Source organism: Rosettibacter firmus (assembly GCF_036860695.1).
Classification (GTDB): Bacteria; Bacteroidota; Ignavibacteria; order Ignavibacteriales; family Melioribacteraceae; genus Rosettibacter; species Rosettibacter firmus.
Genome location: NZ_JAYKGJ010000001.1, coordinates 977,581 through 996,487 on the forward strand (window position 1 = coordinate 977,581; position 18,907 = coordinate 996,487).

General features: G+C 31.4%; 10 protein-coding genes and 1 pseudogene. 3 read left to right on the forward strand and 8 right to left on the reverse strand.

Annotation, left to right across the window (positions count from 1 at the left end):
- Positions 1 to 8 precede the first annotated feature (8 nt).
- Positions 9 to 902, forward strand: coding sequence for a carbohydrate kinase family protein (locus VJY38_RS04295; RefSeq protein ID WP_353679434.1), 894 nt, complete (start codon positions 9 to 11; stop codon positions 900 to 902).
- A gap of 34 nt (positions 903 to 936) precedes the next feature.
- On the opposite strand, the gene VJY38_RS04300 is transcribed toward VJY38_RS04295, so the two are convergent.
- A complete protein-coding gene (locus VJY38_RS04300; protein WP_353679435.1) occupies positions 937 to 1,338 on the reverse strand; it encodes a PEGA domain-containing protein in 402 nt (133 codons plus the stop codon).
- A gap of 134 nt (positions 1,339 to 1,472) precedes the next feature.
- On the opposite strand from VJY38_RS04300, the gene VJY38_RS04305 reads away from it, so the two are divergent.
- The gene (locus VJY38_RS04305; protein ID WP_353679436.1) at positions 1,473 to 3,059 is read left to right on the forward strand and encodes a M28 family metallopeptidase; all 1,587 of its coding nucleotides are present in this window, start codon (positions 1,473 to 1,475) and stop codon (positions 3,057 to 3,059) included.
- 52 nt (positions 3,060 to 3,111) lie between these two features.
- Positions 3,112 to 4,446 carry an MFS transporter gene (locus VJY38_RS04310; protein ID WP_353679437.1) on the forward strand — a complete coding sequence of 445 codons (1,335 nt, stop codon included), beginning with the start codon at positions 3,112 to 3,114 and terminating at the stop codon, positions 4,444 to 4,446.
- A gap of 150 nt (positions 4,447 to 4,596) precedes the next feature.
- On the opposite strand, the gene VJY38_RS04315 is transcribed toward VJY38_RS04310, so the two are convergent.
- The 7 genes and pseudogenes from VJY38_RS04315 to VJY38_RS04345 form a co-directional block, all read right to left on the reverse strand.
- Entirely contained in the window at positions 4,597 to 6,150 is a 1,554-nt protein-coding gene (locus VJY38_RS04315) for a glycoside hydrolase family 43 protein (RefSeq protein ID WP_353679438.1), read from the reverse strand.
- A 71-nt stretch (positions 6,151 to 6,221) separates the two neighbouring features.
- Positions 6,222 to 8,468: a family 43 glycosylhydrolase gene (locus tag VJY38_RS04320; RefSeq protein ID WP_353679439.1), complete on the reverse strand. Its 2,247-nt coding sequence runs from the start codon at positions 8,466 to 8,468 to the stop codon at positions 6,222 to 6,224.
- Between the two features lie 194 nt (positions 8,469 to 8,662).
- Positions 8,663 to 9,802 carry an AraC family transcriptional regulator gene (locus VJY38_RS04325; protein WP_353679440.1) on the reverse strand — a complete coding sequence of 380 codons (1,140 nt, stop codon included), beginning with the start codon at positions 9,800 to 9,802 and terminating at the stop codon, positions 8,663 to 8,665.
- A gap of 128 nt (positions 9,803 to 9,930) precedes the next feature.
- The gene (xyl3A, locus tag VJY38_RS04330) at positions 9,931 to 12,528 is read right to left on the reverse strand and encodes a xylan 1,4-beta-xylosidase (RefSeq protein ID WP_353679441.1); all 2,598 of its coding nucleotides are present in this window, start codon (positions 12,526 to 12,528) and stop codon (positions 9,931 to 9,933) included.
- Positions 12,529 to 12,548: 20 nt separating this feature from the next.
- Positions 12,549 to 13,343, reverse strand: a pseudogene (locus tag VJY38_RS04335) (alpha/beta hydrolase); the annotation flags it as partial.
- A gap of 67 nt (positions 13,344 to 13,410) precedes the next feature.
- Positions 13,411 to 16,176: a beta-galactosidase GalB gene (gene galB, locus VJY38_RS04340; protein WP_353679442.1), complete on the reverse strand. Its 2,766-nt coding sequence runs from the start codon at positions 16,174 to 16,176 to the stop codon at positions 13,411 to 13,413.
- 104 nt (positions 16,177 to 16,280) lie between these two features.
- A complete protein-coding gene (locus VJY38_RS04345) occupies positions 16,281 to 18,776 on the reverse strand; it encodes a glycoside hydrolase family 95 protein (protein WP_353679443.1) in 2,496 nt (831 codons plus the stop codon).
- Positions 18,777 to 18,907 lie beyond the last annotated feature (131 nt).

Genomic DNA, 18,907 nt, shown 5'->3' on the forward strand with positions numbered 1-18,907 from the left:
TTAATTTCATGATGCTAAATGTTACCGCCATTGGAGAAATTTTATATGATATTTATCCAGATAAAAAACGTCTTGGTGGTGCACCTTTTAATTTTATTTATCACATCTGGAAAATTCTTGGTAAAGCTAATTTTATTTCAAGTGTTGGTAGTGATGATAATGGAAAAGAAATATTGAATTATCTTAATTCGATAGGTTTCAATACAGATTTAATTATAGTTGATGAAAAACATCCTACAGGCACAGTACAAGTTTATTTAGATGAAAATAAAATTCCTCATTTCACAATTTCTTCTGAATGCTCCTATGATTATCTTACATTAAACGAAAAAGCTTTAGAAGTAATAGAACACAACACAGATATTTTATACTTCGGAACACTTTCTCAACGCAGCGAAATATCAAGAAAAACAATCAAATCACTTTTGGGAAGACATATAAAATATTTTTGCGATCTGAATTTACGTCATGATTTCTTTACAGAAGAAATGATATTAGAAGCACTTACCGCAAGTAATGTTGTAAAGATTAATTATCAAGAGTTCGAAAAAATTAAAAAAATCCTTGATATAAACACTAATGATAATATTGCAATAGAAATAATAGCGAATAAATTTAATATCGATTTGTTGAGTATAACACTTGGAAGTGATGGTGCAATACTTTATAATAAAAAAGCAATGAGCAAATACAAAACAGAAACAAAAAATATTGTTGATACAGTTGGAGCTGGAGATGCATTCGCTGCAATTCTTTGCATTGGTTATTTAGTAGATATGGATATTAATTCTATTAATAAATTAGCAAATGAATTCGCTACAGAAATATGTATGATTGAAGGAGCAATTCCAGTTGAAGATTCAATTTATGATAAATATAGAAAAATATTTTCAAGTTATTAACTTAATGAACAAATTCTGTCTGTAATAAAGTTAATTATCTTTTCTTAGCTGGTTCAGTTTTGAGCTGTTGTAATTCAACATTTATAGCTTCAGGTAATAAATTATACATTGAGCCTGTGAACATATCGATCAGCATTCCCGGTAAAAATCCATTGAATGCGTTTCCCCAGAACCAGATAGAAATTTTTCTTGTGATTTGAGTTTCATAAGTATCATATCCTTCAAGTTCAAGTTTAATAACATGATTAGAACCTCGTTCAAGATTTACTAATTGTGGAGTTGTACCAAACTTTTTCCCATCAATAATAATTTTGGCATTTGATGGATTTGTTTTTATTTCGATATTTTGTGTCGTAGTATTGATTACAGTCGCACATGATTCTATTAATAAAGCAATAATTAATATAACCGAATAATAAAGAAATTTTCTCATCATCAAACCTTTTTTGTTTTATTATCGAATATAATTCACAAATAATTAATTGTCATTAAAAATAATTACAATCCTTTGAAATCTATACCTGTTCTCATATATTAACTTTTACAAAAATAAAATGGATGATAAATATTATGAAACTCAAAAGTATACTTTCATTATTATTTTTCATTATTGCATGTTCACAAAATAATTTCGAAGATGCAAGAAATTTAATCAACGAAAATAATCTTGTAAATCATATCAAAGTATTAGCTTCTGATGAATTTCTGGGTCGCTCTCCCGGTCACGAAGGTGAAGAAAAAACAATAAATTATTTAATTGAACAATACAAGAAAATTGGATTAAAACCTGCAGATGGGAAAAAATTTATACAAGAAATTAATCTTGTAGAATTAACTCCATCAGTCAATCCTAAAATAAACATTCAGGGTAGAAATGGTAAAGTGGAACTTAAATATGCTGATGATTTTGTAGCAATAACAAGGAGAGTAGCAGAAGAAATTAAAATAGAACCAACAGAAATAATATTTGCAGGTTATGGAATTAATGCCCCTGAATATAACTGGAATGATTTTAAAGATATTGATGTGAAAGATAAGATAGTAATCGTAATGGTTAACGATCCGGGCTTTGCAACAAAAGATACTACTTTGTTTAATGGAAAAGCAATGACATACTATGGTCGATGGACATATAAATATGAAGAAGCTGCTCGTCAGGGAGCTGCTGGAGTTTTCATTATTCACGAAACAGATGCTGCAAGTTATCCCTGGGAAGTTGTAAAGAATGGAAGAGTAGGACCTCAATATTTCATTGAAGAAAAAGATAAAAACTTTTCACGCTGCAAATTTGAAGGCTGGATTACATTTGAAAAAGCAAAACAAATTTTTAATCTGGCAGGCTTAAATTTAGATGATGAATTAAAAAAAGCTGCAAGCAGAAATTTCAAAGCAAAATCTTTAGGATTAACAACATCTTTTACAATCAAAAATAAAATTGAACACATTAAAACCAGAAATGTACTTGGAGTTCTCCCTGGTACTGAATTATCTGATGAATATATTTTCTATATGGCTCACTGGGACCACTTAGGTTACGATCAATCATTAAAAGGTGATAATATTTTTAACGGTGCAAGAGATAATGCAAGTGGTGTGGCTGGTATTTTACAGATTGCAGAAGCATTTTCAAAATTAAATCCCAAACCTAAAAGATCAATTGCAATTCTTTCTCTTGCTGCAGAAGAACAGGGACTGCTTGGTTCAGAGTATTATGTCAAAAATCCAATTATTCCGCTTAATAAAATTATTGCTGCTATCAATCTTGATGGCTTAAATATTTTTGGTCGTACTAAAGACATATCTATTTTAGGATATGGACAAACAGAACTCGATAATTACATTAAAGAGGAAGCACAGAAACTTGGCAAAATAGTAAAACCAGATCCCAATCCTGAAAGCGGCGGTTATTTCCGTTCCGATCATTATAATTTTTTTAAAGCAGGAATACCTGCAATTTATATTCGTCATGGAGTTGAATCTGTTGATGGTAAAAATATTCAGAAACTATCAAGAGAATGGAATAAAAATCATTATCACAAAGTTACTGATGAATATAATTCTCAATGGGATTTAAGTGGAATGGTTGAAGAAGTTCAAATGTTATTTGATATTGGATATAAATTAAGCAACGAAAAAACATACCCAAAAATTAAATAACAGATTTTTACTAGTAATTAACTCACAATTAAAAATCGATCGGAATAAATTTATGACAACAAAAATTTATACTACAAGCTGGAAATTTCCCAAAGAATTCTGGATTGCTAATGTAATGGAACTTCTTGAGCGTGCTGCTTATTATGGATTTTTCATAGTTCTCACTTTATATCTTACAGACATTGTGGGTTTCAACGATAAAGAAACTGGAATTGTTGCTGGAATTTTCTTTGCTGGATTATACTTCGCTCCACCTTTTGTAGGAGCAATTTCAGATAAAATTGGATTTAAAAATGGACTTCTACTTGCATTCTCTTTATTAACAATTGGATATTTTTTGCTTGGTTTATTTCATACAAAAATTCTTGTAATAATTTTTTTATTCATTGTTTTAGTTGGTGGTTCTTTTATAAAACCATTAATTACTGGAACTGTTGCCAAAACAACAAACGAAGATAATCGTGCAAGGGGATATTCTCTTTTTTACTGGATCGTAAATATTGGTGCATTCAGTGGAAAAACATTTGTGCCTTATATTCGTCAAGGTATTGGACTGGAGTATGTAAACTTTTTTTCTGCTGCAATGTCGTTTATCGCTTTATTATTTGCTCTTCTCTTTTTCAAAGATATTGATAAAAACTATCAACAAAAATCTTTTGATGATATCTGGAAATCACTTATAAAAATTTTTTCTACTCCACGATTAATCATTTTAATATTAATTGTAACAGGTTTCTGGATAATTCAACATCAACTTTATGCAACAATGCCCAAGTATGTTATTCGTCTTCTTGGAGAAGAAGCAAAACCCGAATGGCTTGCAAATGTAAATCCTGCTGTAGTGGTCATCTTTGTTGTTCTTATAACACAACTTATGAAAAACAAAAAAGCTATAACATCGATGTTAATTGGAATGATATTAATGCCTTTCTCTGCTTTAGCTATGGCAGGAAGTCAAGCTCTCGAATCTTTAACCGGTCCTTCAGTTTCAATTATGGGATGGTTTGCAATGCATCCACTAACTATTATGATGATTATCGGAATTGGAATTCAAGGACTTGCAGAGTGTTTTATATCTCCAAGATATTTAGAATATTTTTCATTACAGGCACCAAAAGGAGAAGAAGGACTTTATCTGGGATTCAGTCATCTCCATTCATTCTTTTCGGCTTTAACTGGATTTATTATGTCTGGCTTTTTACTCGATAGTTACTGTCCAGACCCCAATACATTACCTGCTGGATTAACTGAAGTTCAAAAAGCAGCTTATTATTCAAATGCTCATGTTATCTGGTATTATTTTCTTGCAATTGGTTTAACCGCTGCAATCGCATTATTTATTTATAAAATTATAACAGAAAATATTGATAAAAAGAAAAATTCTTAATGAAGTTAATAAATAATATTGGGCCCTGCTTCAATTAAATAAACTTAGAAAGAGTTAAGAAAAAATTTTAAATCTCATTTTGGTGGAATAACTAAAGAGCAAAGCATAGTTTATTCTAACATACATCATACATTAAAAATGATTTTGATTTTAATTCATGTCACTTATTGGTAATACATTTATTCTGAACCAATCTATATCAACAAATCCACCAAGAGTTTTTGTAGGATAATTAAAAATACAAAATTTATTTCCAGTAAAAACTGAGAGATTAAACTGCATATTTAAATTATTTCCAATTTTTAGAAACAAAGCATTATCTGTACTATAAGCAAAATAAGCACGACCTGTACCATACTCTGCCATTGCTCTAAAATAAACTACAGATGAATTTATTTCTACAGAATCCATTTGGACACCATTATTTACCATTACAACATACTTTTTATTATTAATGGCTTTAACGGCAATGAATGCATATGGATCTTGAAAAACAGCAAGTCCAGCAACATCACCAATTTTCATACTATCAATATTCATTTTAATTGTTGCTGTAGTTGCAAAAGACTTTGAATAGTAAGCAAAAATTCTTTGTGTCAAAGTGTTACGTGCTTCACGTAAGTTAGAAACCACCTTTACTGTTCTTAATCTCAGATTACCTGGATTTTCAGTAAGAGACCATTTATCAGGCACAGGATTGTGATTCCAGCCCCATTGTAATCCTAATTTTGTACTATCGAATTCATCAGATGTTGGTAATATTTTAATCGGATATTGTTTGCCAACATTCGGCTTTCTATATGTAATTACTCCTTTCCCATCAATTCCAACCATAGGCCAATCATCAACCCAGGTAACTGGTTGCAAAGAAGGAAATCGGCCAAATGCTCCTCCATCTTGAAATATTATTGTCCACCATTCACCAGTTTGAGTTTGTATTAAAGCACCTTGATGTAAACCTGTTCCCAAATATGAATCATCCCTTATAACAACTTTTTGTTCATAAGGTCCATAAATATTTTTTGACCGGAAAGCAACCTGAAAACCATCAGGTCCACCATAAGTACAGTACAAATAATAATAACCATTAATTTTATAAACATGAGTTCCTTCGAGACCTGGACGTATATCGCCAGTATAAACTAAAACATCTTCACTAATCGCATTAAAATTAGTATCAAGTTCAGTTATATAAATTTTATTATAACCATGAGCAACATAAATTTTACCATCGTCATCAAAAAATAATCCAGGATCATAAAATCCTCTTGATAATTTTTTAATATGCCAGGGACCTTCTGGTTTTTCAGCAGTACAAAGAAATCCACCTTCATCAAGTGTCATAAATAATAAATAATATTTCCCTTTATGATATCTAAAACTTGTTGCCCACTGACCTCTCGAATAACGATTACATCCTTCAAGATTATAGCAAGGACTGAAATCAAATCTTTCAATTGCATTAGTACAATATTCCCAGTTAACAAGATCATATGATTTAAGAATAGTAACACCAGGGAAAATAAACATAGTTGTTGATACCATATAATAAACAGAATCGACTCTTATAACATCAGGATCTGGAAAATCAGAATAAATAACAGGATTAGTATAAGTACCATCACCGTTATCGCTGTGTAGCTTTTGTGCATTAAGATTTATTAATTGTAATAAGCAGTAAAATATTATTAATTTTTTTATCAAAGTATTTTTTCTCCTATTGCAATAAATAATCAGATTAAATTTATTTTATAATAATTCTATTATGAAAATCTTCATTTTAACAACACAAGCTTTTTTGTATCAATAAAATTTCCTGCTTTCAATTGACATAAATAAATTCCGCTCGTCAGATTATTAACTTCCCAATTTAGAATGTGATTACCAGCTAATAATTTATCAGAGATAAGAGTTACAACTTCTCGCCCGAGTAAATCGTAAATTTTTAATGAAACAAATGAATCTTCTGAAATTGAAAAACTAATTCTCGTAGTACTATTAAATGGATTAGGATAATTCTGATAAAGTTGATAAGTTTTTTGATAATTTAATTCACCATAAGTATCTTTGATAGAAGTTAGAGTATCAATCTTACTAATAAATCTAAACCAATTTATACGGAAAAGCTGATCAGTACCTGTACCAATAAATCTAAAATAAACATCGTGACTTCCAGTTACCGAATCAACAACTGCCGCTTTGAAAATATTGTATTTAGTCCATCCTCCTGTATTTTCAATTTTGCATTCTGAAATTTTTCTACCTGTATCAATTGAATCGAGCCAGACTTCAACAATTCCACCTGTTGTATTACTCGATGCAGAGATTTCAATAGAATCAGGAATGTTTTTATAATCATCATGCCCAAACTCAACACCTGCATACATAGCCCAGTCATTATTATTAATACTTTCTAAATAATTTCCTGCTGGACTAACTCCTAGTTTATTAGCTGGATTTTGTGCTGTTATTTTTGTGTATGCATCTCGATAAATATAAAGATCAAAATAAGCTAATTTACCTTTTACGTAAATTCCCTGACGATTTCCAGTAAAATTATTGAATTGAGTTTGTTCTTTATCAATAGCCGATGCATCAATAGTTTGACCGATTTGATACCATTTACATCCATCAGCACTGTAATAACCAGACATCAAATGTTCATCACGAATTAATTTTAGCCATACAATATTTCCAATTGTATTTTCAACTTCGTAATAGGTTTTATCAAAACTAAAAGCAAAAACTTTTTTACCACTGCTATTCACAGTACTGTATACTTTAACAGTAAGAGTTTGAGGACCATTAATAATCCACAATCCAGCTTCGTGGTTTACTGATTCAGGATTAAAATCTAATTTTGTAATTAAAGAATAATTATGTTCACCATCGTTTTTAATAAGAGTATTAGGTTTAGTACTGGTTTTGGGAGATAATCTAAGCCAGCCTGGTCGTTCTGTAAGAGAATAAGTAGCATTAGATGTATAACCCAAAAATGACCATTCAGGATTTAATTTGCTTGATTCAAAAAAATCTGATTTAGGAACTGTCCATGGTATTCCACTACTTGGCAAATTTGGTGCTGGAACTCCATCATTAGATGGATATTGAATATATGGAAAACCTTGTTCATTATATTTAACCTGACAGAGCAAACCCTGTCTCCCCTGTGCATACCAAAGAGAATTTCCATGATAACTATGTGCAATTACCCAGCTTGTACTATCATTAAGCATAACAGCTGGTGAAATATGATTTGGTGTATTATAAAAATATCTTGTTCCATTAAAAATATTACTACTTATTATAGTCCATTTAGATTTATCATCTGTTAATGTATCACTTCTCATTACATACTGAGCACCAGCAAGATGCTGAGCAAAACTATAATAGTAAAAACCTTTATATTTCCACATAACAGGTCCCTCAGCCCAACCAAATGGATAAGGTTGAGGATTTAACCAGGTTAAATCAAGAACTTTTCCTGTTGGTTGTCCATCATCTCCCAATTCAACAATATGATTATTAGGTTGACCAGCTTTTGTAAGCAAATACCATTTGCCAGTATCTTCGTCAATAAAAATTGAATTATCAACTCCTAATCCTGAAGGCATATTTGATGGCACTCTCATTTGAGTTGGTGAACTCCAGGGTCCTTCAGGGTTATCTGCAGTAACAAAGTACATGCTACCCCCACCTCTTCCAAAGAAATGCCAATATTTTCCTTTATAATAAACCATATGACCACCCCAGATTCCTCCACCAGGGCTATCTCCATACCCCGACCATGAGGCTGATACAGGTTGTGCAATTACTTCCCAGTGAACAAGATCTGTTGACCTGTAGATTTTTGGTGTAGGATTAAAAGAAGAACCCGAAGTATAAAAATACTTACCAACTTTTGTTAATGTTGGATCAGGATGATCACCAGGTATAATCGGGTTCATATAAGTCTTAAATGATATAGATTGACTATAAAAACTACTCGCAAATACAATCAATATTATAAATATCCTTCTCATTTGAAAATCTCCTATATATCTTCTAACATTTTGGCGCAATTATTATTTCATTACTGAAATTGTAATTAACCATAACTGGAAATACTCTTAAAGAATCACTCAATTTTCTATTGATGAGAGCAATTTAATGTAATAATTATGAAAGTATAAGATTAGCCACTATCAGACAAAAATTAACCAGAAATCGACAAAGATTAATTAGGTTTGTGTAGCTTACGAAATTCTCTCAGTCCAATTCCTTTTTCTCTCTTAAAATATCTTGAGATATGTTCTGCATCAGTAAAATTAAACTGGGAAGTAATTTCAGAAATTGACAGGTCTGTTTCGATAAGAAGCTTTGCCAGTAGTTCTATTCTTTCATGCTGAATCTGGTTATAAATTGTTCGACATACTGCTTTCTTAAATCTTCTTTCAAGAGTTCTTCTGCTTAAACACGTTGCTTTTACAACATCGTCTATAAGAATTTTTTCTTTAATATTTTCTTTTATATATCTCAATGCTTTTTCAACTTCTTTATCTTCAATTGCAAGAATATCGGAAGATTGTCTTTGAACTATGTGTGTTGGTGAAACCAGAATTTGTTCATTACTTCGAATTTTCTTTTCAATCATATAATCCATTAATTTAGCTGCTTCGAAACCTGCAGCTTCTACATCCAAAGCTATACTTGTAAGTGGTGGATCACTTAACTCGCATACCATTGGATCGTTATCAACTCCAATTACTGCAACATCATCGGGGACTTTAAGATTTATTAATTTACATGCTTCAAGTATATGTTGACCTCGATCATCATTACAAGCAAATATTCCTATTGGTTTTGGCAAAGATTTAATCCACCTGATTAAATGTTGTTGTTCTCCTTTCCAGTAACTTTTTAATTTAATTAATGGCTGGGCATAATTATAAACACAATATCCCGCTTCGTTTATAAATTTATTAAAATAATATTTTCGTCCTTCTGACCAATCATAATCATCAAATCCACAGAAAGCAAAATTCTTTAATCCTTTTTCTAAAAAATGTTCGCTTGCCATTTTTGCAATTGCACAGGAATCAGTTTTAATTACTGGCAAATTCTTTGGATATCTTGAATCGTGAATTGCAAGTATTGTTGGCTTTTTTAGTTTCAGTAATTCATTTGTTATAAGTGAATCTCGCATTATTATGCCATCAGGCTTCCAGTTAGTTAAATGTGGAATTGAAGATTTTAAATCAATCGGCTCTTTATAAAAAATCCAAGGACCATAAAGTTTTGAGTAACGAATAATCCCGATAATTAATTGTCTACCAAATGCTCTTGATGTTTCAAGTAGCAATATTATTCTTTTCATAAAAATTTTTTTTAATGAACTCTTTGTAATTTAATCAAAGTAAAAATCATCTTTAATTAAAAGTTTCTCTCCAAAAAATAAAATTCCCATAAAGATTAATTACATTAGTTATCAGTAACTTAAATAACCTAATTAATTTTTATCCTTAGAGCTTTCAAATCTTCTTTTCTGGAACTATTTCCATAAAAAATTTCATAATCCCCACTGGTTATCATCATTTTACCACTATTCCAATCATAAAATTCAAATGCATTACTATTAAGAGTAAATTGTACTACAGTTGATTTGCCTGCTTCAAGTTCAATCCTTTTAAAATCACGCAGTGTTTTTATGGGTCCATCATGGTCATTTACTTTTTTAACATATATCTGCAAAACTTCAGCACCTTTATATTTACCCATATTAGTAACAGGGATGGAAATATTCAGCTGTTCATTTGCATTTATTTCTGTTTTATCAACTTTTGCTTCACCTATTTTAAAAGTTGTATAGCTTAAGCCATATCCAAAAGGAAATAGTGCATCATTAAAATATCGATAAGTTCTTCCTTTCATCGAATAATTCTCAAAATCTGGTAATTGATCAGAGCTTTTATAAAATGTAACTGGTAACTTGCCAGAAGGATTATAATCACCAAATATTACATCAGCAATAGCCAAGCCACCTGATTCTCCAGGATACCAGGCTTGAATAATTGCATCACAAGTTTCAGTTTCGGGAGTTAATGCAATAGCTGAGCCAGAACAATTAACAAAAATAATTTTCTTACCTGCCTGTTTTAATGCTTTTAATAAATTCCTTTGTACAGATGGGAGTTCAATGTTTGTTCTATCTCCACCTTTAAATCCTGGATAAGACACAGGCATTTCTTCGCCTTCAAGTCTACCAGAAAGTCCACCTACAAATACAACTAAATCTATGTCTTTCAATTTTTTGATTAAATCAGAATAATCGATATCAACTTCGCTACCAAAATCAAACTCAATATTAGCTTGCCAGTTGTATAACTGAGCATATCGAATTTCAATAAAATATTTTTTTCCTGCTTCTACTTTGAATGGAATTCTGGAAGGAAGTGTTCTCCAATTTTCATATTTAATTAGAGATTCACCATTGACCAACAATTCAAAAAATCCGGTTGCACCACACTTAAATACAATTTCTTCATTTTTTGATGCAACAAACTCTGTTTGATATTTTGCAGAAAAACCTTCCAGTTTTACTCCAGGTGCAAATTCATGTAAACCGGCAGTTGTAAGTTTTATTGGATGAGAAATATATTGTACTGCAACAATATCACCAGAAAAATCTCTGGTATTCCAGTAAGTAGCTTTGAATCCTTTTTGACTTTCAAACTCGCATTGCTGAATGTAGCTTTTTGTAACTTTATCTTCTACAAGATCACAACCTTTATCATAAAAAACTTTATCTGGTGATAATTTAGAAATAATTCCTTCTAAAGTTGTAATTGTTTTAATAGGTTTACCATTATAATTTCCCCATTGCATAACTGAATCAATTGCATTAGGACCAATAACAGCAATCTTTTTAATTGATGATTTATTTAATGGAAGAATATTATTTTTGTTTTGCAATAAGACTATAGATTGTCTTGCCATTTCTAATGCAAGTTCACGATGCTCTTTATTATTAACAATTGAAACTGGAATTTTAGACCACGGAACAATTGAATCGGGGTCCATTTCTCCAAGTTCAAAACGACCCATTAAAACTCTCATTAAGCTTTTATCAATATCTTCTTCTTTTATTAAGTTTCTTTTGACTGCAAGTGGTAAATTTTTATAAGTATAATTATTCCAGTAACATTCGAGATCTGTACCAGAGATTATAGCTTTTGATGCAGCGTGGAGTGCATCAGAAGAAACTTTGTGGTTAGTGTAAAAATCTGCAATTGCTCCGCAATCGGAAACAACTATATATTTAAATCCCCATTCATCACGTAATATACGTTCGAGTAATCTTGTATTACCACAGCATGGTTCATCATCCAATCTATGATATGCACACATAACTTCTCGTACATTTGCATCTTTAACCAGAGCTTTAAAAGCTGGAAGATATGTTTCATATAGATCACGCGGGTCAACATCATTAATATTAATTTCATGTCTTTTCCATTCGGGTCCAGAATGAACAGCAAAATGTTTTGCACAAGCATATAATTTACGATACTTTGATGTATCTGGACCTTGTAAACCTTTTACAACTGCTACTCCCATTCGAGTCATTAAATATGGATCTTCACCATAAGTCTCCTGTCCACGTCCCCATCGAGGATCTCTGAATATGTTAATATTTGGAGTCCAGACTGATAAACTTAAAAAGCGTTTATTTTCACCACCGCGTCTTAAATGTTCATGATATTTAGCACGGACTTCATCAGAAACAGCATTAAAAATTTTATAAACAAGTTCATCATTAAACGAAGCTGCCATTCCAATTGGTTGTGGAAAGACTGTCACACTATCATTATTTGCCAGTCCATGTAATGCTTCACTCCACCAGTTGAATTTTTTAATACCAAGACGGGGAATCGCTTCAGATTGATCACATAACAATAATGCTTTTTCATCAAGTGTAAGTCGTGATATTAAATCTTTAGCTCTTTCTTCAAAACCAAGATCTGGATTTTGAAAAAGATATTTTTGCGCATTTATTGATAATGAAATAAAAAATAAAAATACCAGTGTTGTAATATTATTCATAATTATACCTCAAAATTTCATTTGAATAAAAATTGAGTAAAATTGTATAAGTCATTTTTCCATACATTAAAATCGTGTCCACCCTGCTCAATGTAATAAATATGTTTAATGTTGTTTTTATCTAAATATTCATGTGTGCGGCGACTGATAAAAATAAGATTATCTTTATCCCCACAGGAAATCCAGAGTAACTTTAAATTCTTCCTTGCTTCTTCAGGATTGGGAATTAATTCTTCAGGCTTTTTTGTATTCGGTGCAGGTGAAAATCCTCCTATCCATGCAAATTTATCGAGATGACCTAACCCAAAATTTAATGCCTGTCCACCTCCCATAGAAAGACCTGCAACAGCTCTATGTTCACGATCGGTGTAAACTGGATATATTTTTTCTATAAATGGAATTAGATCATTTAAAAAATCTTTTTCAAAATTTGCAAAAGCTTGAATCTTAGTACTGTCAAAAATATTCCCAATAGCCCTATCGTTTTTCATTGCTCTACCATTAGGCATTACTACAATCATAGGAACAATTTTATTTTCAGCATAGAGATTATCTAAGATATTTTGTGGACTACCACCTTTAAGCCATTCTGTTTCATCGCCCCCAATACCATGAAGTAAATATAAAACAGGATATTTTTTATTTACAGAATAATTGGGTGGAAAATAAATTAAAGCTTTACGAGTTGTGTCAACTGTCTTTGAAAAATAAATAATTGTATCAATTCTTCCATGCAGTATATTTTCATTAAAACTATCAAAACCATCTGGTGCTTTAGTAATATTTATTTGAGAAAAAGTTTCTGTTGATAACATCAGGAAAATAAAAAAATATAAATTTACTTTAATAAGCTTAATCATAATTAATTGCCCCCCATTTAATTCACATCATACTTTTTATTGTTAGAATTGTACTTCTTAGATCTTCAGATTCTGCTTTAATATGAATTTCACCATCTTCACCTTTTTTCCCTCGCACAATTACAAGACAGTATCCATTAAAAGCATTTCTTTCTTTTGATGGGAATGGTGTAAAGTCAGCAGGATTACCATTATCTGTTGCTACAATTTCTCCAGGTCCTTCAATTGTGAATTTAATTAAGTTCTTTGCAGTTGGAAAAACATTTCCTTTGTCATCAGTTATTTTCACAGTAATAAAGGCAAGATCAATTCCATCTGCTTTAATTGTTTTATTATCTGTTTCCATTAACAATTGAGTTGGCTTATCAATTGTTCGAACAGAGTTCTCAGCCCATTTTTTTCCATTTTTATATGCAATAACTTTTAATTCGCCTGGTTCATATATTACATCATCCCATCTTAATCGATATTGAAATTCTCCTTTTTTCTTTCTACCCAGTGATTTACCATTTAGAAATAATTCTGCTTCGTCACCCGAAGTAAAAACATGAACTGGAGTAATTTTACCAATTCGATCTTTCCAGTTCCAGTGTGGAAGAATATGAACGATAGGCAGATCCGGACGCCAGTAAGATTGATAAAGATAAAATCTATCTTTCTTAAATCCAGCAAGATCAATCACACCGAAATATGAACTTCTTGCTAAATAATAAGGTGTTGGCTCACCGAGATAATCCCAGCCACTCCATACAAAGCCACCTGCAACAAAAGGATTTTTATCCAGTGCAGCAAATACTTTATCGGCAGAAGAACCAAAATCTGCTGTATATAATTCGTAAGAACTTACAAACATATTCTTAGAATCACCACCATCTCCTTCTTTTACTGGTGCACTAATAAAATTTGTAACAGGAAAAAGATATTCACCACGTGTACTTAAAGCAGCAGCATTTTCACTGCTTAATACTACTTTATCTGGAAATTTTTTGTGGAATTCTAAATATAATGGAGGAGTAACTATGCCTTTTAAATCTTTATAAGGTGGGTCAATTCTTATTCCTTCTCCCTGATAATTTAAGCTAATCAAATCTACAACTTCAGGCAAAGGCATATCAGGTTTGGCATAATTCATTGCAGTAGTAGTTGGTCTTGTTGGATCTTCTTCTTTAATAATATCATTTAATTTTCTTGCTATTGCAGCACCTTCTTCACCAGTATATTGTTCACCGACTTCATTACCAAAACTCCAGATAATTACAGATGGACAATTTCGATCTCTTCGAATAAATGCTCGTAAATCCTGTTCATACCAATCAGGGAAAATTAGATGAAAATCGAGTGGTGTTTTTTTTCTTTCCCATACATCAAAAATTTCATCCATAACAAGAAAGCCCATTTTATCTGTCAATTCAAGAAATTCAGGTGCTGGTGGATTATGAGCAGTTCGTATTGCATTACATCCCATTTCTCGTAACATTTTTAGTTGACGCTCTGCTGCATGAATATTAAAAGCTGCACCAAGTGGACCTAAATCGTGATGTAAGTTTGCTCCTTTAATTTTAATTCTTTCGCCATTTACAAAAATTCCAGAATCAGGATCAAACTTTAATGAACGAATACCAAAACGTGTTTCATATTGATCGAGTAATTTATTATTGTGCCAGATGCTTGTTAAAGCAACATAAAGATTTGGAATTTGATTGGGTGGAGGACCCCAGAGCTTTGGATTTTTTACTTCAACTAAGTTATTAATTTTTATTGTACTATTTTGTTTAATTACGACATCTACAGGTAAAGATGTAGCAACAGGGTTTGAAGATTTATTATAATGTTCATCTAGATTAAATATTTCTGTTTTGATTTTTATTGAATACTCGCTAATTGAATTATTCTTTACTGTTATTTCTAAATTAATATCTGCTTTGTCTTTAGAGATGTGATTTGTTATTACATATGTTCCCCATTGTGCAACATGAACAGGATTTACTTTAACGAGCCACACATTTCTATAAATTCCAGCACCTGGATACCATCGTGATGAATTTGGTGGGTTATCAAGTCTAATTGCTATTTGATTATCTTTTCCAAAATTTATGTAAGGTGTAATATTTAATCTCCATGATGCATATCCATATGGCCATCCTCCTGCAAGGTTCCCATTAATCCAGACCATTGCATAAGACATAGCTCCATCTATATCAAGATAAATTGTTTTACCACTATCAGATACTGGAATAAAAATTTTTTTACGATACCAGGCAACTCCATGAACTGGAAGACGCCCCATGCTTCCTCCAATTTCAGAATCCCATCCTTGAAGAAAAGGACCTTTAATTGCCCAATCGTGCGGTAGATTAACAACTTCCCAAGAGTCATCATCAAAATTTAATTGCGTAAAAGGAAAATCTTTTCCGGGATTTCCTTCCGGTCTAATAAATCTCTTTGAAGAATCTTTAATAAAATCGTTGCCGGTTGGAAGAATCCATGGTTTCAATATTTTTTTGTTCGATTTAATTCTTACTGCTTCAGTAGGCATTGCATCTGCTGGTTTATCGTCTCTTTTATCATTTACTTCTGGACGAATATCATAAATAAGACTATCGGCTTGTTCTAAAGATGAATATCTAAAAAATCGCCATCCCTCATTAATTAAAATTCTTTGTCTTACTTTGTTCTCTTTTTCTGCATCATCTAATTTGCCAAATAATTCAGCATTAACTATAAAGAAAAAAAGTAGAACAATAAATCTTACTATGTTGATAACTATGGAGTAAAAATATTTTTTCATATTCAACTCAAACATTTTTTGATTACAAATTTTTTACAATTATTCCAGGTTATCTAAAAAATTATCTTCAAAACATGTAATATTTTTATTTAATAAATGAGATTTCAGTTATTATCATTAACGACTATAATTTTTTCACCTGGTTTAGTTTCAATATCGTAGACAAATGTATTTTTCAAACTTATGTTTTTAATTTCAGCTTGATTTGAAATTAATGGTTGTTTTACCTGCGGAGTAAAGTAAAATGGATTTTTATTTTCGCCAGTTGCTTTATGTAGAATTTTTCCTTCAGCTTTTAATTTTGAATAAGAACGAATTCTGCAATTCCCTCCAAAATTTGATTTTAATATCAATCTGGATAATTCACCATTCTTCCATTCCATCAATTCAATTTCAAAACCTCCACGTAAACGAATACCTTTAATGAAGCCGTCATTCCAGTTATCTGGTAGAGCAGGCAAAAGAAAAACAAATCCATCATGAGATTGCACAAGCATTTCAATTACACCAGATGTAAATCCAAAATTCCCATCAATTTGAAATGGTGGATGAGAATCAAACATATTTGGGTATGTACCACCTTTATGTTTTCCATCAGGTAGAATAGCTGGGGATAATTGATCTTTGATTAATTTAAAAGCATGATTACCATCAAGAAGTCGTGCCCATAGATTAATTTTCCAGCCCATTGACCAGCCTGTTGATTCATCGCCTCTTGCAATCAAAGAAGTCTTAGCAGCAGAAAAAAGTTCAGGTGTACTATAAGGTGAAATTTGATTTGATGGAAAAAGTCCATATAAATGTGAAACATGACGATGTTTGTCACCGGGATTATCCCAGTCTTGCATCCATTCCTGTAATTGTCCCCAGCTACCAATTTGCATTGGTGGTAAACGATCGAGTATATTTTTTATTTTTTTTCTGAATTGTTTATCTACATTTAAAATTTCTGCAGCTCTAATTGTTTTTGTAAATAAATCGAATAGTAATTGATTATCCATCGTTGTTCCAGCTGCAATAGAAACTTTAGGATGAATTGAAGGAGCATTTTCTGGTGATATTGAAGGACAAACAACAAGCCAGCCATGTTCAGGTTCTTCGATTAAAAAATCAAGATAAAATTCAACTGCACTTTTCATTACAGGATAGACTGATTTCAAATATTCCTTATTACCATTGTATTCATACTTTTCCCAGAGATGCTGACATAACCATGCACTCCCCATTGGCCACATTCCCCAGAAAGCTCCATCTACAGGTCCAGTAATTCTCCATATATCTGTATTATGATGAAGTACCCAGCCATTAGCTCCATACATAACTTTTGCAGTATGTTTTCCTGTAATAGATAATTCACGAATCATTTGAATTAATGGCTCATTCATTTCAGATAGATTTGCTGGTTCAGATGGCCAGTAATTCATTTCAGTATTTATATTGACTGTATACTTGCTATCCCATGGTGGATACAATTGATAATTCCAGATTCCTTGAAGATTTGCAGGTTGTCCACCTGGTCTCGATGATGAAATGAGTAAATATCTACCAAACTGAAAATAGAGAGCTACAAGTTGAGGGTCATCTGTATTTGCAAATTCTTTTATACGAATATCGGTTGGATTCTTTACTGCATCAGTTACTCCAAGATTAATATCAACTCTTTTAAAATATTTCTGATAGTCAGCAATATGATCTCTTAAAATTTCTTTATAATTTTTTCTAAAAGCATTTTGCAAAAAAGATTTTGCTTTTTCAGAAGCATTTCCACTTATGTCATTATAATTATTAAAACTGGTTGCAATTGAGATATACAAAGTTGCTGTATCTGCATTTATAACACTTAAATTATTATCTTCTGCATAAATCGAACCTCCATTCACAACAACCTGAAGGATTACCTGAAACTTTACTGCACCTTTAATTGAATCACAATCACCTGTAACCCCGGACATAATTAATCTATTATTATCTTCTGATGATATATCAACAGGCGAAGGATAACTAAATGCAGCACTGAAATTAATGCTATTACTTTTACTCGCAGTAATTCTACAAATAATTATTTGATCTGGATAAGATGAAAATACTTCTCGCTTATAAGTTATTCCATTCACATTATAAATGGTTGTTGCAACTGCAGTTTCGAGATTTAATTCGCGATAATAATCAGTATAAACTTCGTGTCCAGGAAAAGAAATTAAAAGTTCTCCTGCTGTTTGATAAGGCATTCCATGTGAATTTTTACTTATGAATTTTTGATTCACCAGATCCTGAGCCTCTCTATATTTCCCCTCGAAAATAAGTTTTCTTACAAGTGGTAATGCATCTTTAGCATCGGGATTATCATTACAATGTGGTTGTCCAGCCCAAATTGTATTTTCATTCAATTGAATTTTTTCTATATCAGGTCTTCCAAAAATCATTGCACCCAAACGTCCGTTCCCAATTGGTAAAGCTTCAATCCAATCTGTAGCAGGTTTATTGTACCATAATTTTAAAAGTGTTGTACTTTGTGCAAATGAATTTAATTCTGCAATCAAGAATAATAAATAAATTAATGTAGATCTTATCACGTACTTATAGGTTGGAAGCTTAAACACTTTTTTCTTATCACATATGTTAATTATATAATTAATTTAATTAAAATTAGTTTATGTAATGTAGCCAAACATCGATAAAAAATAGCCAGATAGCGTCATTGACTAATTAGGTAATAAATTTTTAATTCTAT